Origin of the sequence: Enterococcus sp. AZ095b (assembly GCF_051714725.1) — a bacterium.
Lineage (GTDB): Bacteria > Bacillota > Bacilli > Lactobacillales > Enterococcaceae > Enterococcus_B > Enterococcus_B pernyi.
The window spans coordinates 2,040,256-2,061,710 of record NZ_JBIOSL010000001.1 but is presented as its reverse complement, the minus strand read 5'-3'; the positions used below and the strand labels follow the sequence as shown (position 1 = coordinate 2,061,710).

22 protein-coding genes are annotated in these 21,455 nt (G+C 39.2%); 19 read left to right on the top strand and 3 right to left on the bottom strand.

The genetic code is table 11. From position 1 onward, the window contains the following. The first annotated feature begins 111 nt into the window (after positions 1–111). The 5 genes from pstC to phoU are packed head-to-tail and all read left to right on the top strand — an operon-like array spanning position 112 to position 4,210. On the top strand, positions 112–1,032 hold the full coding sequence (gene pstC, locus IGJ99_RS09800) for a phosphate ABC transporter permease subunit PstC (protein ID WP_034687410.1): 921 nt from the start codon (positions 112–114) through the stop codon (positions 1,030–1,032). Next, positions 1,032–1,916: a phosphate ABC transporter permease PstA gene (gene pstA / locus IGJ99_RS09795; protein ID WP_010734918.1), complete on the top strand. Its 885-nt coding sequence runs from the start codon at positions 1,032–1,034 to the stop codon at positions 1,914–1,916. Before pstC ends, pstA begins: the two co-directional genes overlap by 1 nt. A 14-nt stretch (positions 1,917–1,930) precedes the next feature. Continuing rightward, complete coding sequence (gene pstB / locus IGJ99_RS09790) at positions 1,931–2,737, top strand: phosphate ABC transporter ATP-binding protein PstB (protein ID WP_010734919.1); 807 nt, start codon at positions 1,931–1,933, stop codon at positions 2,735–2,737. A gap of 15 nt (positions 2,738–2,752) precedes the next feature. Then, positions 2,753–3,511: a phosphate ABC transporter ATP-binding protein PstB gene (gene pstB, locus IGJ99_RS09785; RefSeq protein ID WP_010734920.1), complete on the top strand. Its 759-nt coding sequence runs from the start codon at positions 2,753–2,755 to the stop codon at positions 3,509–3,511. Between the two features lie 12 nt (positions 3,512–3,523). Then, the gene (gene phoU, locus IGJ99_RS09780; protein WP_010734921.1) at positions 3,524–4,210 is read left to right on the top strand and encodes a phosphate signaling complex protein PhoU; all 687 of its coding nucleotides are present in this window, start codon (positions 3,524–3,526) and stop codon (positions 4,208–4,210) included. A gap of 3 nt (positions 4,211–4,213) precedes the next feature. Here the strand turns inward: phoU and IGJ99_RS09775 are convergent, their stop codons facing one another. Further along, complete coding sequence (locus IGJ99_RS09775) at positions 4,214–4,438, bottom strand: hypothetical protein (RefSeq protein ID WP_034691460.1); 225 nt, start codon at positions 4,436–4,438, stop codon at positions 4,214–4,216. A gap of 411 nt (positions 4,439–4,849) precedes the next feature. Between IGJ99_RS09775 and IGJ99_RS09770 the strand changes: the two genes are divergently transcribed. From IGJ99_RS09770 to IGJ99_RS09715, 12 genes are all read left to right on the top strand, one after another. Beyond that, positions 4,850–5,842: a YibE/F family protein gene (locus IGJ99_RS09770; protein ID WP_438770797.1), complete on the top strand. Its 993-nt coding sequence runs from the start codon at positions 4,850–4,852 to the stop codon at positions 5,840–5,842. Then, entirely contained in the window at positions 5,842–6,600 is a 759-nt protein-coding gene (locus IGJ99_RS09765) for a YibE/F family protein (RefSeq protein WP_023520026.1), read from the top strand. Before IGJ99_RS09770 ends, IGJ99_RS09765 begins: the two co-directional genes overlap by 1 nt. Positions 6,601–6,711: 111 nt before the next feature. Further along, on the top strand, positions 6,712–8,283 hold the full coding sequence (liaX, locus tag IGJ99_RS09760; protein ID WP_224434133.1) for a daptomycin-sensing surface protein LiaX: 1,572 nt from the start codon (positions 6,712–6,714) through the stop codon (positions 8,281–8,283). A 153-nt stretch (positions 8,284–8,436) separates the two neighbouring features. Beyond that, positions 8,437–8,742 carry a PspC domain-containing protein gene (locus IGJ99_RS09755; RefSeq protein WP_010734926.1) on the top strand — a complete coding sequence of 102 codons (306 nt, stop codon included), beginning with the start codon at positions 8,437–8,439 and terminating at the stop codon, positions 8,740–8,742. Beyond that, positions 8,742–9,098, top strand: a complete 357-nt coding sequence (locus IGJ99_RS09750) for a phage holin family protein (protein WP_010734927.1) — start codon at positions 8,742–8,744, stop codon at positions 9,096–9,098. Before IGJ99_RS09755 ends, IGJ99_RS09750 begins: the two co-directional genes overlap by 1 nt. Positions 9,099–9,327: 229 nt before the next feature. Further along, positions 9,328–10,266, top strand: coding sequence for an HPr(Ser) kinase/phosphatase (gene hprK / locus IGJ99_RS09745; protein WP_010734928.1), 939 nt, complete (start codon positions 9,328–9,330; stop codon positions 10,264–10,266). Positions 10,267–10,280: 14 nt separating this feature from the next. Next, on the top strand, positions 10,281–11,111 hold the full coding sequence (lgt, locus tag IGJ99_RS09740) for a prolipoprotein diacylglyceryl transferase (RefSeq protein WP_023520023.1): 831 nt from the start codon (positions 10,281–10,283) through the stop codon (positions 11,109–11,111). 43 nt (positions 11,112–11,154) lie between these two features. Further along, on the top strand, positions 11,155–12,168 hold the full coding sequence (locus tag IGJ99_RS09735) for an NAD(P)H-dependent glycerol-3-phosphate dehydrogenase (protein WP_438770796.1): 1,014 nt from the start codon (positions 11,155–11,157) through the stop codon (positions 12,166–12,168). A 22-nt stretch (positions 12,169–12,190) separates the two neighbouring features. After that, positions 12,191–13,123 (top strand): UTP--glucose-1-phosphate uridylyltransferase GalU, encoded by a 933-nt coding sequence (gene galU / locus IGJ99_RS09730; RefSeq protein WP_010734931.1) that lies wholly within the window; start codon positions 12,191–12,193, stop codon positions 13,121–13,123. A gap of 124 nt (positions 13,124–13,247) precedes the next feature. Continuing rightward, positions 13,248–13,691, top strand: a complete 444-nt coding sequence (locus tag IGJ99_RS09725; protein ID WP_010734932.1) for a DUF948 domain-containing protein — start codon at positions 13,248–13,250, stop codon at positions 13,689–13,691. A gap of 2 nt (positions 13,692–13,693) precedes the next feature. After that, positions 13,694–14,257, top strand: a complete 564-nt coding sequence (locus IGJ99_RS09720; RefSeq protein WP_010734933.1) for a YtxH domain-containing protein — start codon at positions 13,694–13,696, stop codon at positions 14,255–14,257. A gap of 166 nt (positions 14,258–14,423) precedes the next feature. Beyond that, the gene (locus IGJ99_RS09715; RefSeq protein WP_349519918.1) at positions 14,424–14,780 is read left to right on the top strand and encodes a GNAT family N-acetyltransferase; all 357 of its coding nucleotides are present in this window, start codon (positions 14,424–14,426) and stop codon (positions 14,778–14,780) included. 474 nt (positions 14,781–15,254) lie between these two features. On the opposite strand, the gene IGJ99_RS09710 is transcribed toward IGJ99_RS09715, so the two are convergent. Continuing rightward, positions 15,255–16,358, bottom strand: a complete 1,104-nt coding sequence (locus IGJ99_RS09710) for an aminopeptidase P family protein (RefSeq protein WP_224434131.1) — start codon at positions 16,356–16,358, stop codon at positions 15,255–15,257. A gap of 213 nt (positions 16,359–16,571) precedes the next feature. Between IGJ99_RS09710 and ccpA the strand changes: the two genes are divergently transcribed. Further along, a complete protein-coding gene (gene ccpA / locus IGJ99_RS09705) occupies positions 16,572–17,573 on the top strand; it encodes a catabolite control protein A (RefSeq protein WP_023520019.1) in 1,002 nt (333 codons plus the stop codon). Positions 17,574–17,796: 223 nt separating this feature from the next. Here the strand turns inward: ccpA and IGJ99_RS09700 are convergent, their stop codons facing one another. After that, positions 17,797–20,142, bottom strand: a complete 2,346-nt coding sequence (locus IGJ99_RS09700; protein ID WP_065096318.1) for a transglycosylase domain-containing protein — start codon at positions 20,140–20,142, stop codon at positions 17,797–17,799. A 261-nt stretch (positions 20,143–20,403) separates the two neighbouring features. Here IGJ99_RS09700 and IGJ99_RS09695 point away from each other — a divergent pair, with 261 nt between their 5' ends. Continuing rightward, a complete protein-coding gene (locus IGJ99_RS09695) occupies positions 20,404–21,303 on the top strand; it encodes a deoxyribonuclease IV (RefSeq protein ID WP_438748357.1) in 900 nt (299 codons plus the stop codon). Positions 21,304–21,455 lie beyond the last annotated feature (152 nt).

Here is a 21,455-nt window from a genome sequence, read left to right as displayed (position 1 = left end):
CTTTACACAAAATTTACAAAGTTAGCAAAAAATTTACATGTTATTAAAATCAAATTGATATTCGCTTAGTAGACTGTATAGGTATGTTAAAGGACCAAGGAGGAATCATCTGTGGAAGATGTAAAAAAAGCACTAGTAACTAAATCCAAGCGCTCGAAAATGGAACAACGTGGAAAGTTTATCAGCTTTTTATGTATTGCATTGATTGTAGTGGTTGTTTTAGCAATATTTTATTTTGTTGCCAGCAAAGGGTTAGCGACCTTTTTTGTTGATAAAATCAATGTTTTTGATTTCTTATTTGGAACAAATTGGAATCCAAGCGCACTCGGGCCGGATGGAAAACCAATGGTAGGAGCTCTACCAATGATCGCGGGTTCGTTTATCGTTACTTTTTTATCTGCGATCATTGCAACACCTTTTGCCATCGGAGCAGCTGTGTTCATGACAGAAATCTCTCCGAAAAACGGAACAAAGATTTTACAACCGGTCATTGAACTACTTGTAGGTATTCCTTCAGTTGTTTATGGGTTTATCGGTCTATCCGTCATCGTTCCATTCATTCGCGGCATTTTTGGCGGAACGGGTTTTGGTATTTTAGCCGGAACATTTGTGTTGTTCGTAATGATCTTACCAACGGTTACGACGATGACAGTCGATGCGTTAAAAGCCGTACCAAGACACTATCGTGAAGCTTCTCTTGCATTAGGAGCAACGAGATGGCAAACCACATATAAAGTAGTCTTACGCGCAGCAATTCCAGGAATCTTGACAGCTATCGTCTTTGGGATGGCTCGTGCCTTTGGTGAAGCCTTAGCGATCCAAATGGTTATCGGTAATGCGGCATTGATGCCAACAAGCTTTACCACTCCAGCTGCAACGCTGACATCGATCTTGACGATGGGTATCGGAAATACGATCATGGGTACCGTTGAAAACAACGTGTTGTGGTCTCTAGCCTTGATCCTACTCTTGATGTCATTATTCTTTAATATCGTTATCCGCTTGATTGGTAAGAAGGGAGAATTGAAATAATGAATGCAAAACGTTCTGATAAAATAGCAACAGGTGTCTTATATGTGATTTCAGGCATCATCGTCCTGATCCTCGCTGCGTTGCTTCTTTATATCTTAGTTCGCGGTATTCCACATATCTCTTGGGCATTTTTGACTGAACCGTCAAAAGCGTATCAAACTGGCGGAGGAATTGGAATCCAATTATTCAACTCTATCTATTTACTGATCATCACAATGATCATCAGTTTTCCGATTTCATTGGGTGCAGGAATCTACTTGTCTGAGTATGCAGGTAAAAACTGGTTGACAGATGTCATCCGCACATCCATTGAGATTCTTAGCTCATTGCCTTCTGTCGTTGTCGGTCTCTTTGGTTTCTTGGTTTTCGTTATCCAATTCCAATATGGGTTCTCGATCATTTCAGGTGCCTTGGCATTAACCGTATTCAACTTGCCTTTATTGACTCGGACAGTCGAAGAATCTTTACAAGCAGTTCATTACACACAACGCGAAGCTGGTTTAGCTCTAGGATTGTCTCGTTGGGAAACAGTGCTTCGTGTCGTTGTTCCTGAAGCGACACCAGGTATTTTGACGGGGGTCATCTTGAGTTCTGGCCGTATTTTCGGTGAGGCCGCAGCGTTGATCTATACCGCTGGTCAAAGTGCGCCAGCCTTAGATTTTACTAACTGGAATCCATTTAGCATTTCCAGCCCGATCGGTATCTTCCGACAAGCTGAAACACTAGCTGTCCACATTTGGAAAATCAATACAGAAGGAACGATGCCCGATGGGGTTTCCGTTTCGGCAGGAGCTTCGGCAGTATTGATCATCGCTGTGTTACTATTCAACTTTGGTGCTCGAGCAATTGGAAAACGTCTGCACCGTAAAATGACTTCAGCTTAAGGAGAAGAAGCAGAATGAAAGAATATAATATGAATGAAACCAACATCATCAAAATGGGCGCTGAAAAAGATATCGCGCTATATACAGATGATTTGCATGTATGGTATGGCGATAACGAAGCCATTAAAGGTGTCAATCTTGAATTTGAAAAGAATAAAATCACTGCATTGATCGGACCATCAGGGTGTGGGAAGTCCACTTATCTACGTTCATTGAATCGAATGAACGATGGGATCGCAAACACGAAGATCACTGGAAAGATCATGTATAAAGAAGTCGATGTCAATGCACCACAAATCGACGTTTACGAAATGCGCAAACGAATCGGCATGGTGTTCCAACGTCCGAATCCTTTTAGTAAATCAATCTATGACAATATTACGTTTGCCTTGAAACAGCATGGTGAGAAAAACAAACAAAAACTAGATGAGATCGTCGAAACTAGTTTGAAGCAAGCGGCATTATGGGATCAAGTCAAAGATAGTTTGAATAAAAGTGCTTTGGCGTTATCAGGTGGACAACAGCAACGTCTTTGTATCGCTCGTGCAATCGCGATGAAACCAGATATTTTATTGCTTGATGAACCAGCGAGTGCGTTAGACCCGATTTCTACTGGGACTGTTGAAGAAACGTTAGTCAACTTAAAAGAAGATTATACGATTATTATTGTGACTCACAATATGCAACAAGCTGCCCGGATCAGCGATTACACTGCGTTCTTCTATCTTGGAAATGTGATCGAGTATGACAAGACGAATAAGATATTTACTAGACCTAAGATTCAGGCAACTGAAGACTATGTGTCCGGTCATTTTGGTTAAGACGGAGGACTTGCTATGACAAAAGAAATTATCTCATCAAAAGATCTTCATCTGTATTATGGGGAAAAAGAAGCCTTGAAAGGCATTGATCTAAGTTTCAATAAAGGCGAGATCACTGCAATGATCGGACCATCTGGTTGTGGGAAATCTACTTATTTACGTTCATTGAATCGTATGAATGATTTGATCCCAGGTGTAACGATCACTGGTAGTGTCGTTTACAAGGGCAATGATATCTACAGTCCTAAAACGGATATCGTTGGACTACGTAAAGAAATCGGTATGGTGTTCCAACAACCAAATCCTTTTCCATTCTCCATCTATGAAAATGTCATTTATGGGTTGAAAATCAAAGGTGAAAAAGACAAAAAAGTGTTAGACCAAGTAGTAGAAGAGAGCTTGAAAGCAGCATCTGTTTGGGAAGATGTCAAAGATAAATTGCATAAAAGTGCGTTGTCTTTATCAGGTGGACAACAACAGCGAGTGTGTATTGCCCGTGTGTTAGCTGTCAATCCAGAAATTATTTTATTAGATGAGCCAACTAGTGCCTTAGATCCAGTCTCTACTGGTAAAATAGAAAGTATGTTATTAGAATTAAGAGAACGCTATACGATGATCATTGTGACTCACAATATGTCACAAGCATCACGTATCTCAGACAAAACAGCTTTCTTCTTAGATGGCAATTTGATCGAGTTCAACAATACGAAAAAAATATTTATGAATCCTGATAAAAAAGAAACGGAAGATTATATCTCAGGACGATTCGGATAAGGAGGAAAGAGGATGTTACGAACACAATTTGAAGAAGAATTATTGAACCTTCATAATCAATTTTACGAAATGGGAATGATGGTTAGTAATGCCGTGCATAAATCAGTGCGCTCTTATACAAAACACGACAAAGTTCTTGCAAAAGAAGTAATTGAAAATGACATTACAATCAATGATATGGAAACACGATTAGAGAAAAAAAGTTTTGAAATGATTGCTTTGCAACAACCGGTGACAACTGATCTACGAACGATCATCACAGTCATGAAAGCAAGTTCAGATTTAGAGCGTATGGCTGACCACGCAGTATCAATCGCCAAGTCAACGATTCGTCTTAAAGGAGAAACAAGAATTCCTGAAATCGAAAAAGAAATCTCTGATATGTCTGATTATGTCAAAAAAATGGTAGATAATGTCTTAGTCGCTTACGTTAAAACAGATGAAAAGGATGCACGTACGATTGCAAATATGGATCATCGTGTCAATGAATCATTCAATCGGATCTACAATGCAACGATCAAAAATATGCAAGCAAATCCCGAAACTGTTATCAGTGGAACGGACTATGTCAACGTAGCAAGTTATTTAGAGCGGATCGGTGATTACGTAACAAATATCTGTGAATGGATCGTGTATCTAGCTACAGGTAAAATCACTGAGTTGAACACAAATCATAACGAAGAGACTAATCAAAGATAAAAATCATTCGCTGATTTTTGTCAAATGCTGATCAGTATTTCTGAGAAATAAGCGCCAACTTCCGAAAAGAGAGATATATTTTTGGAAGTTGGCTTTTTTATTAATATAGAAGACAATTATTCGAGATTTGGCGATGATCAATTGTTTGTTGTTATCCATTTCATAAATTTTAAGGATCGGGTACATTAGATATCCTGTTCCTTCTAAAAATGAATAAATGGTGTTCAAGAAGCTGACCTTCAACACTAAGCTAAAAAATTGTAAAATATGAAAAACTATTTTTCAATTTTCTATCTTACTGCTCAGGTCAAGTCGCTTCTTTCACAACCTAGATAAACGGTGTTCAAGAAGCAACACTTCGGACATAAGTCAAAAAAATAAAAAATGAAAAAGCCATTTTCGATTTTTCTGCCTTATGCCTTAGTACTGACCGCTTCTTTCACAACCTTAGAATAAACGGTGTTCAAGAAGTAGCTCCTTCAGAAATAAGCGTGAACCCCCAAAAATTTGAAGAACAATTTTCGGTTCTTCACGCTTATTTATCGGAGTTGAGCACTTCTTTCACAGCCTTAGAAAGGAAGGCGTATGTACAAAAAAAATCGATTATTGATCAAATGTTTGATTCTTTGTAGTTGTTTTGTGGCCGCATGGGTAATCCAACATGCCACTGAATGGTACGAAGACCCAATCATGCAAGTACAGCAAGTATCGCTAGAAAATGAACAACAAGTAATCAAAGGAGAATTGATGAATACGCAAGCGAAAGGAACAGAACTCACTCTGTTTATTCCGCACCAAGAAAATCAGATCGAACATGCAAAAGCTAAGACGAATCAACTTTATCTCGTACGGAAAATCGGGGATGAATGGCAGATACTCAGCAAAAAAAATGACGGCTGGTTATTCCTTTTTACAAGTTTATTTATCTGTGCGCTCTTGTTCGTAGGCGGAAAAGCAGGCATATTCACTTTGATCAGTGTAGGACTCAATCTCTTGTTATTGATTTTACTTCTTCAGGGTTTCACGCAGATCCAAGGGATATCTTTGGTGATGACGAGTGTCCTTTTTGTCTTTCTAGGAACGGTCATTTGCGTTTTTGCCTTAGATGGTTGGCAACAAGGTGGACGGATAAAAATCGTCGCAACCATGACGAGTGTAGGTGTAGCTTTTCTAATTTGTTTGTTCGCAATGGATTATTTGAACGATCAAGGATTACGTTATGAGGAAATGAGTTACTTGACTCGACCGTATCGTTCCGTTTTTTTAGCTAGTTTATTAGTAGGGATGACAGGTGGGGTATTGGATACAGTTGTCACAGTCACGACAACTTTAGATGAGTTGGTGAATAAAAAACCAAAAATAACGATGAAACGATTGTGGCAGTCTGGTCAAATGGTAGGACAAGATGTAATTGGCTCCATGACGAATATCTTACTATTCGTATACGTCAGTGGGACGATCCCGATGTTACTTGTTTACTTTAACATTGGTTGGCCCTTGAGAGATGCGATTGAGCTACATCTCTCGTTGGAATTGCTACGTGTGATCAGCGGAAGTCTAGGCATTGTCCTTTCGATTCCCATTACACTTTTATGCTATTTAGGCCATTTGAAGTATCGGAGGGCGATTTGATGAATGTACTTTTGCTCTTAGCACTTCTCTTAGTGCTATTGATTTTACTGGTTGGTGGGAAAAATGGGCTCTATACGATCTTAGGTCTGTTCATCAACGTCCTGTTGTTTTTCCTTCTATTACTCCTCTATCATTTTCGGTTGCCAATATTACCAAGTGCCATCGTGATCTTCTTATTGATCACTAGTGTCACATTGTTTTTTGTTAATGGCTATAATCTCAAGATGAAAGCAGCTTTTCTTAGTGTATTGCTTTTTTTAGTGGTTTTCTTAGTGGTGACGCCGTTTCTTTCTGAATTAGCGATCCAAGGGTTTACAAGGATTGAATTAGATGAACTGACAGGGTTCGATTTGCATGTACCCTTGGATTTTTTCGCATTGACGCGAGCAATTTTATTGATCAGTGTGAGTGGAGCCGTATTAGATGCAAGTGTGTCCATCGCTAGTGCGACGTATGAAGTATATCTGACAGATCCATTACAAAGCTATCGGGAATTAGTAAAATCGAGTATACGGATCGGCAGAAAAATTTTAGCTACAACAGTAACGACCTTGGTTTTTGCTTTTATGGGAAATTGTTTAGCCCTGATATTGTGGTTCATTGATCTAGAATTGTCTTTTGGCCAGTTGATCAACGAAAAAACTTTCGTTTTGGAGTATGTAACTGTAGTAGTCACGACAAGCGCAGCGATCCTTGTTTTACCGATAACATCAGTCATTTCTTCAATTTTATTTACTCGACAGAAAAAATCATCCTAAGAATGAGAGAAAGTTACAACTTAAGTCCTATGACTTTTTCTTCAAATCATTGCATAATATGTATGTAAGGAAAAGCTTGCAAACAATTTTTGCTATAAGGAGGCAATTTCCATGAAAGAAAGAGAACGTATTTTAGAATTAGTTAAAAAAGGCATCCTTTCAACTGAAGAAGGTTTAGACCTATTGGAGAGTATGGCAACTGAAAAAGATGAAAAGCAAATCGCAAAAGAGGCAGATCGTGTACATGCTGATCGTAAAGAAAAAGATGAAGCAAGTCGTTTGATCGATGAACTTGAAAATGGCAAAGCTGAACGTGAAGCAGTAGAACCAGATCCAAGACAAAAAGAGCAAGAAGACAAAGAGAATCTAGAAAAAATCTTAGATGAATTGGCGACTGAAGCGAACAAAACTTCTGCTCACTTAGATGAAGTCAACGCAAAACTTTTTGAAAATAAAATTGCACGCAATGAAAAACAGGAAACATTGATGCAATTGAATACAAAAGAAGAGTTGGATCAACTAACAGAAGAAGAATTGACACAACGTCAACAATTGGAGCAAGAAGTCAAAGAACTTGAAGCAGCCGGAGATCTCTTATCTGAAGAGCGGATCAAGCTTGAAGCTGAATTAAAAGATATCCGTAAAAGCCAATGGTCTGAGAAAAAAGACACCTTTGCTGAGAAATTTGACTTGCCAGAGGATTGGAAAGAACAAGCAAATGACACATTGAACCAAGTCGGCGAAAAAATGACTGAAGCTGGGAGTCAACTAGGTAAATTCTTAAAGAAAACCTTCCAAAATGTTTCCGTAACAGTGAATGATAATATGGAATGGAAAGATGTCAGTTTACGAGTACCTGGGATCGCTACAACTAAATTTGAACACGAATTTTACTATAGCGCGCCACAAGCAAGTATTATCGACATCAAAGCGGCTAATGGGAATGTCACCTTGAAAACTTGGGATAGCGAAGACGTAAAAGTCGAAGCGAAAATCAAGCTTTATGGAAAAATGGGTGCAGAGCCTTATGAAGCTTTTGCTGAACGCAGTCAAATCGAAGTCAATGATGAACACATTTATTTCCAAATCCCGAACAAACGTGTACGTGCCGATTTAGTCTTCTACTTACCAAAACGCACGTATGACCATACAGCAATCAAATTACTCAATGGTAATATTGTAGTTGAAGATTTAGATGTAAAAGATATTTATATGAAATCAACAAACGGTAATATCTTGGTTGAGCAAATGGCTGCAACGATGCTTGAGATTGGTGGAGTCAATGGGAATATCGATGTCCGTAATGGAGATATTTTAGATTCAATCATTGAAACAGTCAACGGTACAGTTACTTTTGGCGCAACACCAGAAAACTTAGCGATTTCATTAGTCAATGGGGATGTTCGTTTGACAGTGAAAGAAGATCGTTTGAAGAAAATCGAAGCAAGCTCAGTCAATGGTAACGTCAAAGTTGCATTGCCAACAACCATCGGTATGGACGGTCATGCAAAAACAAGTCTCGGCAGTATCAATAGCCGCCTGTCTGATTATGAAGTGATCCGTGAAAAGAAAGAGCGCACGAATCAAATGTTAGAATTCCGTCGCGTTTCTGAAAATGAAATGGCGAAAATTGAATTGTCTACTACAACTGGTAGTATCTATTTAAAAGATACAGATAAATAATTTTTTCGCTTCGACCTTCTGAAAGAGGAAGGCGAAGCGAAAATCATACTTATAAGAAACAAACAATAGGTTTATTATTTCAATAAATCTTCCGAAGTAAGATTGTTTTAGCATCTTTCTTCAATTAAAATAGGAGAACAGAGGTGAAAGAAAATGAAAAAAAAGTTGACAAAATCAAATAAAAATATTGTATTGACTGGTACTTTAGCTGGGATTGCTGAATATCTTGGGATTGATCCAACAGTTGTTCGTGTCATTTACGTCTTCTTAAGTTTAGTTGCATTCGGAAGCCCAATTATTTTATACATTCTGTTGGCTTTGCTTGTGCCTTCAGGAAAGAATAATCAACGTCGTTATGGACATGACAACGACTATTATCAAAAAAACAACTACAGAGAACAAACGAATAAACGAAAAGAGGCAGAGAAAATCAACGATGACGAATGGAGTGACTTTTAATGTCTTATCTTCAACGTATTGTTGTTAGTACGCTGACGTTTATCTCTCTGGCAGTTATTTTTCCAAATATGATATTTGTGAATAGTATTTGGACCGCAGTTGTGGCGAGTTTTGTTCTTTCTGTGCTGAATCTATTAGTCAAGCCATTCATTATGTTTTTATCGATCCCCTTTACCTTGTTGACGTTTGGATTATTCACTTTTGTGATCAACGCATTGATTTTACAAATGACCTCCTTCTTTGTCGGAGCAGCTAATTTTAGCTTTTCGTCATTTGGATCAGCTATAATGATTGCAGTGATCATGTCATTCGTAAATATCATCGTTAGCAATCGTAATATGAACAGGAATCGTTAGAAAACAATGCAAAGGACAATAAAGCACAATCAAATAAGTGGAAAGAGGAAGTGGCAATTGTCGCTTCCTCTTCTTATTTCTAAAGAAATGACAGCGATTTCTTGATCGGTGCTTGCCATAAAAAACGAGTGTAATGAAAAGGATATCCCTTGTTTTTTTTATTGGTAGTACTTTTACCGATAGAATGATAAAATAAAAGAGAACAGTTTAATAGAAATGAGGTATACGAATGGCAGAAATGGTAAAAGTTAGCCAATTAGTAGAAAAACTATCATTAGAAATCGTCACTGGTGACGAGCAAAGTTTAAATCGTGTCATCGTAACCGGTGATATCTCCAGACCTGGACTGGAATTGACCGGTTATTTTAATTATTATTCGCATGATCGACTACAGTTATTTGGGAGCAAAGAAATCAGCTTCGCAGAACGGATGATGCCGGAAGAGCGTTTGATGATCATGCGTCGTTTATGCAGTGAAGACATGCCAGCCTTTATCATCTCTAGAGGTTTAGCTGCACCAGAAGAAATGATTCAAGCAGCAAATGAACATGGCATGGCCGTTTTGCGTTCGCCAATCTCAACCTCACGTTTACTTGGTGAGTTATCAAGTTATTTAGATGGACGATTAGCACCTAGGACAAGTGTTCACGGCGTCTTAGTCGATGTCTATGGACTAGGTGTCTTGATCCAAGGAGATAGTGGTATTGGGAAGAGTGAGACAGCGTTAGAACTGATCAAAAGAGGCCATCGATTGATTGCAGATGATCGAGTGGATGTGTATCAACAAGATGAGCTAACTGTTATTGGAGAGCCACCAAAAATCCTTGAACATTTGATTGAGATTCGCGGAATCGGGATCATTGATGTGATGAATCTTTTTGGTGCCAGTGCAGTCAGAGGATCGATGCAAGTCCAATTAGCTGTCTACTTAGAAGCTTGGGCAAAAGAGAAAAAATACGATCGTTTAGGGTCTGAAGATACTTCTGTTGAAATTGCGGAAGTAGGTATCCCCCAAATCAAAATACCTGTGAAAACTGGACGAAATGTCGCGATCATCATTGAAGTTGCTGCGATGAATTTCCGTGCGAAAACGATGGGATTCGATGCAACGAAGACATTTGAAGAAAGATTGAGCCGTTTGATTGAAGAAAATTCAAACGGACAATAGCTAGGAGTGAAAGTATGATTGCACAAATCAATCGGGTCGCTTTTGACCTTTTAGGAGTTCCTATTTACTGGTATGCATTGATCATTGTTTCAGGCATTATCATCGCCATGTGGTTAAGCAGTCGAGAAGCAGTAAGAGTAGGAATGAAAGCAGAAGACGTCACTGACTTTATGTTATGGGGATTACCGCTATCGATCATTGGCGCACGCTTGTATTACATCTTGTTCGATTTACCACAGTATATTGCAAATCCGATCCAAATATTCAATATCCGTTCAGGCGGTCTAGCGATTTATGGTGGTCTGATTGCAGGCGGTATCACATTATATTTTTACACGAAATATCACTTCATTGATGTCTGGACGTTCTTGGACATTGCTGCACCTAGTGTTTTATTAGCACAAGCAATTGGGCGCTGGGGAAATTTCATGAACCATGAAGCATTTGGACCAGATACAACAAGGAGTTTCTTAGAAAGTCTATATTTACCGAATTTTATTATTGATAATATGTATATCGATGGGATCTATCGACAGCCAACTTTCCTTTATGAATCAGTATGGAGCCTTATTGGCGTGATCATCCTCTTATTACTACGGAAGAAAACGCATCTTTTGAAAAAAGGGGAAATCGCACTGCTTTACTTGATATGGTATAGTTTTGGTCGTTTCTTCATCGAAGGAATGAGAACGGATAGTCTTTACTTTTTAGATACGATCCGTGTGTCACAGCTTTTATCTGCTGTGCTATTCATTGGAGCAATCGTTCTATTCATCTGGCGTCGGAAAAAAGGCAACTTACCAGATTACGACCGATCTTTAGGGAAAAATCAATTCATTATCTAAAGTCCAAGTCGAAAAAAATGAAAAAATTTGCAGGAGTGGTAAAATGAAATATAGGGTAGCGGTTTTAGGTGCTGGCTCGTGGGGAACAGCATTAGCACAAGTGCTTGCTGAAAATGGTCATGACGTTCGACTCTGGAGTCACCGTGCCTCACAGGTTAATGAAATCAACCAAAAGCATACCAATGAGCATTATTTACCAAAACACCAATTGCCCAAAACGATCGTCGCATACTCGGACATGGCGAAGGCTGTTTCTGATGTAGATGCTGTTTTGTTCGTTGTACCGACTAAGGCGATTCGTTCGGTATGTCAAGAACTCGTTGAGGTCTTGCAAACAAAACCAGTGATCATCCATGCAAGTAAAGGCTTAGAACAAGGAACACACAAGCGGATCTCAGAAGTCCTGGCAGAAGAGATCCCAGCAGAAAAGAGACAAGCAATTGCTGTTTTATCGGGTCCAAGTCATGCAGAAGAAGTGGCTCGTCACGATATTACGACGATCACTGCTGCAAGCACGGAAGCAGATGCTGCTAAATTTGTTCAAACACTATTTTTGAATCATTATTTCCGAATCTATACGAATCCTGATGTTATTGGGGTCGAAATGGGTGCCGCTTTAAAAAACATTATCGCAATCGGTGCAGGTGCAATCCATGGCTTAGGTTTTGGGGATAATGCAAAGGCAGCTATCATGACAAGAGGATTAGCAGAAATCAGCCGCTTAGGTGTTGCTATGGGAGCAAATCCGTTGACCTTCATCGGACTGAGCGGTGTCGGTGATTTAATTGTCACTTGTACAAGTATCCACTCGAGAAATTGGCGTACCGGTAATCTGCTTGGACAAGACCATGAATTAAGCGAAGTCTTGGATAATATGGGCATGGTCGTGGAAGGTGTCCAGACCACACGAGCTGCTAAAGAGTTAGCTGAGACCATGGGGATCGAGATGCCGATCACTCAAACGATTTATGAAGTGCTATATGAGCACAAGAACATAAATGAAGCAGCGACAGAGATCATGTTGCGCGATGGCAAAAAAGAGAATGAATTTCACTAACATTTTTAAGGGAGAGAAAAAAATGAAAGTAAAAAAAGCAGTGATTCCAGCAGCAGGTTTAGGAACAAGATTTTTACCTGCAACAAAAGCGATGGCAAAAGAAATGTTGCCGATCGTTGATAAACCAACGATTCAATTTATCGTAGAAGAAGCGTTAAAATCAGGGATTGAAGATATTTTGATCGTCACAGGGAAAGCAAAACGCCCAATTGAAGATCATTTTGACTCAAATATCGAATTAGAAACGAACTTAGGCGAAAAAGGAAAAACTGAATTACTAAAATTAGTGGAAGAAACAACGGATGTAAACCTTCATTTTATTCGTCAATCGCATCCTAAAGGGTTAGGACACGCTGTGTTGCAAGCAAGAGCATTCATCGGAAATGAACCGTTTGTTGTCATGTTAGGTGATGACATCATGGAAGATGAAATCCCATTGACACAACAACTGATCGACGATTATGAGCGTACACATGCTTCAACGATCGCCGTGATGCAAGTACCTCACAAAGATACATCTAAATATGGGATCATCAATCCAGGAGAAGAACTAGAAGACGGCTTATTCAATGTCAAAGATTTTGTTGAAAAGCCTGAACCAAGTAAAGCACCAAGTGATTTAGCAATTATTGGACGCTATTTATTGACACCCGAAATCTTTGATGTCTTAGCAGAGCAAAAACCAGGTGCAGGTAATGAGATCCAATTGACCGATGCAATCGATACATTGAATAAGACACAACGCGTATTCGCACGTAAATTTACGGGTAAACGTTATGATGTCGGCGACAAATTTGGTTTTATGAAAACAAGTATCGAATATGGATTGACACATCCAGAAGTGGGTGGACCATTAAGAGAATACATTCTATCATTAGGCAAGTCTTTAGCAGCAGAGACGCCTTCATCTTTCAATCAATCAACAGAAACTTCTGAACCAACTAACAAAAAGTAAACAAGCGAGATGCTTCAGCTGCTGATCAAAATGTAGGTAGTTGAAGCTTTTTGCTATTTTTTATTTGTTTAAAAAATATGAAAATGCTATCCTTATAGCAAGAAGAGGAGAAGGAGGCTTGATTATGACAGTTGGAGAAATTGCTGGCTTGATTGCAGCAATTGCTTTTGCAATACTTGTGGTCTTTCTAGTACGTGTATTGATTCGATTAGCAAAAACGATTGAAAAAGCAGAACAAACAGTAACAGAAGCAAACACAACGATTGAAGTCGTTACCAAAGATGTTGATCTTTTATCGAGACAAGTCGAAGGCTTGTTAGTGAAAAGCAACGAATTGTTGAATGATATCAACGGAAAAGTAGCAACGATCGATCCTTTATTTACAGCTGTCGCTGATTTGAGCGAGAGTGTATCAGAATTGAATTCTTCAAGCAAACACATCGTTACAAAAGTTGGTGGCATCGGTAAAACAACAGCAAAAGCAACTGTTGCCAGCAAAGTCGGTGGGACTGCAGTGAAATTCTTTAAACATAAAAAACCAACAACAGATACGACAGGAGGAAAATAATCATGGCAAAAAAAGGTGGATTTTTACTAGGTGCAGTGATTGGTGGTACAGCCGCAGCAGTGGCAGCATTGCTACTTGCACCAAAATCTGGTAAAGAATTACGTGATGAATTAGCAGCACAAGCGGATGATTTTCTAGATATGGCTTCTGATTATACAGAGATGGTAAAAGAAAAATCAACTGAATTGACAAGTATCGCAAAAGACAAAGCGCATGATCTTTCACAACAAGCAGGCGATTTAGCTGGTAATGTCAAACAAACAGTCTCAGACGCAACAGCCGACGCAGGAGACGAATCAGAAGATATTTTAGTGACATTGAAAGAGCAATCAGCTGATTTATCTGATCGTTTCAAAAAATCAGCTGCTGATTTAGGCGACACAGCAGCTGCTGCGAAAGAAGACATCATGATCGACATCAAAGATACAGCAGACCAAGCAGGTAGTACTGTAAAAGAAGGCATTGACGAAGCTAAACCAGTAGCTGAAGATGCAAAAATCTTGTCTGAGATGGCAAAAGAAGATGCAGCTACTGCGAAAGAAGATTTAAAAGATACATTTAAATAAGCAACACTAAAAAGTGAGCAAGAAAAGGCACGATCAGGAAACAACCTGATTCGTGTCCTTTTTTCTCTAATCTTACGTGGAGAGGATATTGTAAATCATTGAGATCAAGAAAAGCGATTCCGAAGAAACAGAAAAGAAAATCATTGGTCTGCTGAACGAACAATATATGCAATCATTTTCTACAAATGAACACTTAACAACTCAAATCATTTCAATCAGTGCATCTAAGGATGAGAAGTGGATCGGTGGCGCAGTAGCATCTTTATTTGGTAATACCTTGCATCTATCATTGCTCGCCGTAGATCAATCGTACCGTCACGAAGGCATCGGATCGCGATTAATAGAAGCGGTTCAACAAACAGCATTGGAAAACCAGTGTTTGTATATGACCGTCAATACGCAAGATTATCAAGCTCGAGAGTTCTACGAAAGGCATGGCTTTGAGGTGTTTGCTTCGGTGGAAAATATGCCTTTTGTTGGCACAACGAAATTCTATTTAAAGCAACAAATAGCAAATGAATAGGTATCGACAACTAACGGATATCAGAAAAAGCAACTAAAAAAATAAGCGATAACCCGAAAATAGTTTCTACTTTGGGGTTATCGCTTATTTACAGGTCAAAACGCTTCTTTCACAACCTATGATAAACGGTGTTCAAGAAGCAACACTTCAATAATAAGTCAAAAAAACCAAAATAAAAAAAGCCATTTTGTTTTTTTGCCCTTATTACTCAGTGTTGAGCGCTTCTTTCACAACCTAGATAAACGGTGTTCGAAAGCCAGCTCCTTCAATATTAAGTCAAAACTTGAAAAAATATGAGAAGCTATTTTCTCAAGTTCTGTCTTAATACTCGGAGCAGAACGGCTTTCTCACAACCTCGATGAACGGTGTTCAAGAAGCTGACCTTCAACATTAAGCTGAGAAATCAAAAAATATGGAAAGCTATTTTCTGATTTCCCCTCTTACTGCTCAGGTCAAAACGCTTCTTTCACAACCTTACTCCACTACTAATAATTCTTTTGGTGTTGTTGTAAATGGGATGCAACCGTCACTTGTGACATAGACGCAATCTTCGATTCTTACGCCTACTTGATCAGGGATATAAATACCTGGTTCTAATGAGAAGCACATGCCTTCTTCGATCACTAGATCATTGCCTGCCACTAGTGAGGGATATTCATGAACAGTTGTACCAATACCATGACCTAGACGATGATTGAAGTATTCGCCGTAGCCGTAGCTTTCAATGACGTTACGTGCGACTTGATCAAGTTCAGCGGCTGTGACGCCTGGACGAACAGCTTCTTGAGCTGCTAATTGGGCTTCAAGCGTGATTTGGTAGATTTTCTCTTGAAATTCTGTCGGTTTTTGGAAGGCAACTGTTCGTGTCGCATCACTACAATAGCCATCCCATACGACGCCTAGATCGAACAAGACAAGTTCATTTGGTTGGATCGTAGTACTTCCAGGTGTTCCATGAGGGCTTGCTGCATTTGTCCCCGCTAAAACTAGCGTGTCAAAAGACATTTGAGATACCCCTTGTTTTTTTAGTTGATATTCGATTTCAGCAATAATCGCTTGTTCCGTTACGCCTTCTTTGATGGAGCGAAAACCAATTTCAAAAGCTACATCTGCCCATTTTCCTGCCGCAATCAATTGCTCTTTTTCTTTTGTTGTTTTGATCAATTGCAGACGTTGGATGACCGGAGTCAGGTCAGCAAATCGGATGCTGCTTGTCATTTGTAGCGATAATGCGTCAAAGCGATCAACCGTCAATGCATTTTTTTCGATCCCAATCGTTTTTATTTGTGGATAACGGGTGCGGATCTCTTGCCCGATCAATAGCCAAGGATCTTCACTATCAAGATAACCACGGACATCATAGGCCCAAGGACTATTTTGTGCATCTTCTACTTCTAACGCTGGTGTAAACAAGAAAGGATCTTGGTCAAGTGGAAGAAATAGAGCTAGTACACGTTCATGGGGTTCACTTTCATAACCAGCAAAATAGGCGATATGACCTGGATCACTGATATAAGCAAGGTCGATTTCTTTTTGAGCCATCCATTGGCGTAATTCATTGATTTTTTCAAGATTCATTTGGACATCCTTCTTTCGCATTTATGGCATGTTTCGATAATTCATTGTACCACTCTTGTAAAAAAAGACCAATTGACTAAAAGTGAAAAAGGTGATTTTTTTCATGAAAACGCTAGTAAAACGGTTGCAATTTCTGTCAATCTTTGATATCCTGTTTTAGAAATGTAAATCGTATTTTCAGAAAAGATATAAAAACAGAATAGGAGAACAACGATGGAAAAACAAACTATCACTATTTATGACGTAGCGAGAGAGGCAAATGTTTCTATGGCTACTGTTTCACGTGTTGTCAATGGGAATCCAAATGTAAAACCAGCTACAAGAAAAAAAGTATTGGAAGTCATTGACCGCTTAGATTATCGCCCAAATGCTGTAGCTCGTGGTCTTGCAAGTAAAAAAACAACGACGGTTGGGGTCATCATCCCAGATGTCAGCAATATGTTCTTTGCTTCATTAGCACGTGGGATCGATGATGTGGCAACGATGTACAAATATAATATCATTTTGGCAAATTCAGACGGAAATGACCAAAAAGAAGTCAACGTACTGAACAATCTTTTAGCCAAACAAGTTGACGGTGTGATTTTCATGGGGCATCATATCACAGATGAAATCCGTGGCGAATTCTCACGTTCAAAAACTCCAGTTGTTTTAGCTGGTTCGATCGATCCAGACGAACAAGTAGGAAGTGTCAATATCGACTATACTTCAGCGACAAAAGATGCAGTAACTAAATTAGCTAAAAACGGCAATAAAAAAATTGCCTTTGTAAGTGGTGCATTGATTGACCCGATCAATGGCCAAAACCGTTTGAAAGGCTACAAAGAAGCGTTGAAAGAAAACGGACTGACTTATAGTGAAGGTTTGATCTTTGAATCAAGCTATAATTTTAGAGATGGCTTGTCATTAGTAGAACGTATCCACAATAGTGGAGCAACTGCTGTTTATGTAACGGATGATGAACTAGCAATCGGTATTTTAGATGGCTTGATTGACCGTGGTGTCAAAGTACCAGAAGAATTTGAGATCATCACAAGCAACAATTCTTTATTGACTGAAGTTGCTCGCCCACGCTTGACAAGTATTACGCAACCATTATATGACTTAGGTGCGGTATCAATGCGTCTATTGACAAAAATGATGAACAAAGAAGAAGTAGAAGAAAAAACAATCATCTTACCTTATGGAATTGAAGAAAAAGGTTCAACGAAATAAATCGATTGAGATAAACATCAAGCGATTGATCAAATAAAACGATAACTAAAAGTAGCTGAAATGACAAAGAATAGTCGTTTCAGCTACTTTTTTATGGAAATAACAGGGGCAAAGCTTCACCAAAGATAAGTAAAAACGAAAAAAATGAGCCGGATCTTGATATCATTTATCAAGATCTGACTCATTTTTTTTTGAGAAAGAGTAGTGGACTCAGATTGTTTCGTTAATCGTCGTCTTTGTCATCCTCTTTGTTCTGTGGATTTTCACGTTCGAATGTTCCGACAGTATTCCAGTAATCTTTGTAATTTTCATCCGTTCCACCTACACCAAATTTGAAGGTGCTTTTCTCAGGACCATTTTTTGCCCAAAGTGACTCGACAGTTTTGCTAGGTGTATTGATCGATCTTCGGTCAACGGTCACTTTTCCAGGTAATTGTCCTGTGAAGGCAGAAACGTCTTCTTTCTTCACATCAGAAGCAAGTGTGAATTTCTGATCGGTACCAAAAATCGTTGGGTTTACTTGATACACTTGATTGATTAAATTCGCTAAATATTTGGATGAACGCAATCTTGCTTGGGCATCCATTCCGGTATTATCATCGTGTCCTGCCCAACTACTGATCGTGACAGAGGGTGTGGAGACAACTAACCATGAATCTCGGTAATCATTCGTTGAACCAGTTTTACCGATCCAGTCCGCTTGACCTAAGCTGCCATTGAGACTAGTGATATCATCTTTGAATGGTGTGGTGATCTTTTCATTGATAACGCTACGCAACATATCATTGACGATCGAAGCTGCGGCTTCGGAAAAGACGCGCACTGGTTTAACTTCGTGTTGATAAATGACATTCCCCTCGTTGTCAGTGATTGCATCAATGATATACGCTTGCTGGAATTCGCCATTATTTGCTAATGCCTGGAAGCCATTGGTTTGTTGAAGAGTGGTGACATCGACTGTTCCCAGTGGTGCCGATTCAACGCCCCAGTTGGCATTTGCGGGATAGTTCATTTTTGATAGATACGTTTCGTAGGCGTATTGTTTTGAGCCGCCATTGTTCAAAACATCTTGATATAAATGGTAAGCAGGGATATTGTTCGACCATTCCAATGATTCACGAACCGTTTGGAAGGTATTTGATCCTTTATTCGTCGCATTGACGATGTCTTCTCCCGCATTTGAGCCTTCTTGCCAAGTAGTTGCATAGTCAGAAACACGTGATTCTGAACCAACTAAGCCCATATCGATCGCTGGACCATAAACCAACATCGGCTTGATCGATGACCCGGCTTGTCTTTGAGTATCAAAGGCATGATTATTTTGGTTCAGCGCATAATTACGACCACCGACAAATCCATAAACTCGACCGGTTTTATTATCCATCAGAACGTTACCAGTCTCAACAGGTGTGCCTTTTCCGTCATCAAGTAAGTAACCATAATTGGCAACACCTGCTTGCATCGCATCATAGATGCCTTTATCGATCGTTGAATGAATCGTGTACCCTTGATTTTGGATCGTTTGTTCTGCACGTTGATAGTAGGCATTGTAGACGTCTGTATCGGATAGATCTGCGTTATCTTTTTCTCCCAATTGTCTAGCAATGATATCGGTCGCGGCATTCATGACCGTGTAATATAAGAAGTCACGGTCAGTTTGTTCTGCCACTTGTTGACCTAAGAAATCTTTTGTTAAGTCATAGGCTTTTGCTTCTTCATATTGCTCTTTTGTGATTTGGTGTTCACGGTACATGCTAAATAGCACGATGTCTTTTCTTTCTAAGCCGGCAGTAAGGTCTTCTTTCAATGCACCTGTATTGGTATAAGGGCTATAAGTGATCGGACTTTGTGGTAAACCTGCGATAAATGCCGCTTGTGGTAAGGATAAATCGCTCGCATTGACTCCGAAGATCCCTTGCGCAGCTTCTTGGACACCGGCAATATTTTGGCCTTTATTGTTTCTTCCGAAAGGTGAAACATTCAAATAAGTGGAGATGATTTCGTCTTTTGTAAAATGTTTCTCGACTTGAGCAGCCAATAAGATCTCATTTGCTTTACGTTTAAAGGTTGTTTCATCGGTCAAAATCTGTTGCTTGACTAACTGCTGGGTCAGTGTTGATCCTCCAGATGAGCCGATCCCGGTTGCTTCAGAGAAAAGTGCTCGGATCACCGCTTTAGGAACATAGCCTTTATGTTCTTCAAAATATTCATCCTCTGTGCTGATGATCGCAGATTTTAAATAAGGCGACATTTGATCTGAAGGGACGGTTGTCCGCATCAAATCAGTTTGGATCGTCGAGATCTCTGTATTATCGGCATAAACAAGTTTTGATGTTTCGGTTATATTGCCTAACTCAGATTGTAACTCAGATTTGGAAGGTAGCTTTGTATCTTCAACTAGATACGCAAAATAGCCGGCACCGACTCCCACACCTAATGCAGCGAATAGAATGATAAGAACCATGATAAAAACGGTTAATGATTGAAAAACGCGAAAAATGACCTTAGGAACAAACCACTTTTCTTTTGTTCGTCGTGCTTGTTTTCTTCGTGTATTATTACGTGGCAAAGGTTTCACCTCAACTAATGGTTTTATTTCGCTAATTATAGCAAATAATAGAACAAAAAAACAGACATGGCTTTTTTTGTGTCTTATTTGACCTTTGGTTTTGAGAAAACATTAAAAATTCTTCTAGTTATTTTGTATCTGCTCGGATCATTGGACAGATTTCAAACTTTTCTTTCAAATTCGTTTCAGTTAAGATAAAAGGAGAGTGAACAAATCCATTCACTGAGTGACTAGCCGAGAGGGCTTTATAGGAGGAGTAAGATGTTATTAGGTTCACATGTCAGTATGAGCGGTAAAAAGATGTTACTAGGTGCAGCAGAAGAAGCAGCCAGCTATGGTGCTTCTACTTTTATGATCTATACAGGCGCACCACAAAATACCCGTAGAAAACTAATTGAAGAAATGAATATTGAAGCTGGAAAACAATATATGGAAGAAAATGGATTGAAGAATATAGTGGTCCATGCACCGTATATCATTAATTTAGGAAATACAACGAAACCAGAGATGTTTCCTTTTGCTGTACAGTTTTTAAGAGAAGAAATCGTTCGAGCGGAAGCATTAGGAGCAACTCAGATCACATTGCATCCAGGCGCACATGTCGGTGCTGGAGCAGAGGCAGGGATTGCAAGGATCATTGAAGGGCTAAATGAAGTCTTGACGAAAGAACAGACCGCACAAATCGCCTTAGAAACAATGGCAGGAAAAGGTACAGAGATCGGCAGAACGTTCGAAGAGTTGGCACAGATCATTGATGGAGTGACATTGAATGAAAAGCTATCAGTCACCTTTGACACGTGCCACACGAATGATGCCGGCTATGATGTAGCGAATGATTTTTATGGCGTCATTGAAACGTTTGATAAAGTGATTGGTTTAGATCGCTTAAAAGTACTACACGTCAATGATTCAAAAAATCCACAAGGTTCACATAAAGACCGCCACGCCAATATCGGCTTTGGTACGATCGGTTTTGATGCATTGAATAAAATCGTCCATGAACCAATGTTCAAAGATGTTTCAAAGATTCTTGAAACACCATATGTCGGAAAAGATAAAAAATTAGCTTATGCCCCTTATGGGAAAGAAATCGCGATGTTCAAAGCTGAAACCTTCAACCCAGAAGTATTCCCAGAATTATTAGCAGATGTAGAAGGCTAAGTAAGTCATATTCTTTATTAAATAAATTGATTTTTAGGATCGAATGACATGAGGTCGGGACAGAAGTGTTCAGCCTCGAGAAATAAGGCACCATCCACGAAAATTGTTCTTCAAATTTTTGTGGATGGTGCCTTATTTTTTGAAGAAGTTGC

What these genes read in the sequence shown, in the direction of transcription:
- hprK (WP_010734928.1), top strand. Translation starts at nt 9,328, where the DNA reads ATGGCAGAAATGGTAAAAGTTAGCCAATTAGTAGAAAAACTATCATTA.
- pstA (WP_010734918.1), top strand. Translation starts at nt 1,032, where the DNA reads ATGAATGCAAAACGTTCTGATAAAATAGCAACAGGTGTCTTATATGTG.
- IGJ99_RS09725 (WP_010734932.1), top strand. Translation starts at nt 13,248, where the DNA reads ATGACAGTTGGAGAAATTGCTGGCTTGATTGCAGCAATTGCTTTTGCA.
- IGJ99_RS09720 (WP_010734933.1), top strand. Translation starts at nt 13,694, where the DNA reads ATGGCAAAAAAAGGTGGATTTTTACTAGGTGCAGTGATTGGTGGTACA.
- IGJ99_RS09755 (WP_010734926.1), top strand. Translation starts at nt 8,437, where the DNA reads ATGAAAAAAAAGTTGACAAAATCAAATAAAAATATTGTATTGACTGGT.
- lgt (WP_023520023.1), top strand. Translation starts at nt 10,281, where the DNA reads ATGATTGCACAAATCAATCGGGTCGCTTTTGACCTTTTAGGAGTTCCT.
- IGJ99_RS09695 (WP_438748357.1), top strand. Translation starts at nt 20,404, where the DNA reads ATGTTATTAGGTTCACATGTCAGTATGAGCGGTAAAAAGATGTTACTA.
- galU (WP_010734931.1), top strand. Translation starts at nt 12,191, where the DNA reads ATGAAAGTAAAAAAAGCAGTGATTCCAGCAGCAGGTTTAGGAACAAGA.
- pstB (WP_010734920.1), top strand. Translation starts at nt 2,753, where the DNA reads ATGACAAAAGAAATTATCTCATCAAAAGATCTTCATCTGTATTATGGG.
- ccpA (WP_023520019.1), top strand. Translation starts at nt 16,572, where the DNA reads ATGGAAAAACAAACTATCACTATTTATGACGTAGCGAGAGAGGCAAAT.
- phoU (WP_010734921.1), top strand. Translation starts at nt 3,524, where the DNA reads ATGTTACGAACACAATTTGAAGAAGAATTATTGAACCTTCATAATCAA.
- IGJ99_RS09765 (WP_023520026.1), top strand. Translation starts at nt 5,842, where the DNA reads ATGAATGTACTTTTGCTCTTAGCACTTCTCTTAGTGCTATTGATTTTA.
- IGJ99_RS09710 (WP_224434131.1), bottom strand. Translation starts at nt 16,358, where the DNA reads ATGAATCTTGAAAAAATCAATGAATTACGCCAATGGATGGCTCAAAAA.
- pstB (WP_010734919.1), top strand. Translation starts at nt 1,931, where the DNA reads ATGAAAGAATATAATATGAATGAAACCAACATCATCAAAATGGGCGCT.
- IGJ99_RS09735 (WP_438770796.1), top strand. Translation starts at nt 11,155, where the DNA reads ATGAAATATAGGGTAGCGGTTTTAGGTGCTGGCTCGTGGGGAACAGCA.
- IGJ99_RS09750 (WP_010734927.1), top strand. Translation starts at nt 8,742, where the DNA reads ATGTCTTATCTTCAACGTATTGTTGTTAGTACGCTGACGTTTATCTCT.
- liaX (WP_224434133.1), top strand. Translation starts at nt 6,712, where the DNA reads ATGAAAGAAAGAGAACGTATTTTAGAATTAGTTAAAAAAGGCATCCTT.
- IGJ99_RS09715 (WP_349519918.1), top strand. Translation starts at nt 14,424, where the DNA reads ATGCAATCATTTTCTACAAATGAACACTTAACAACTCAAATCATTTCA.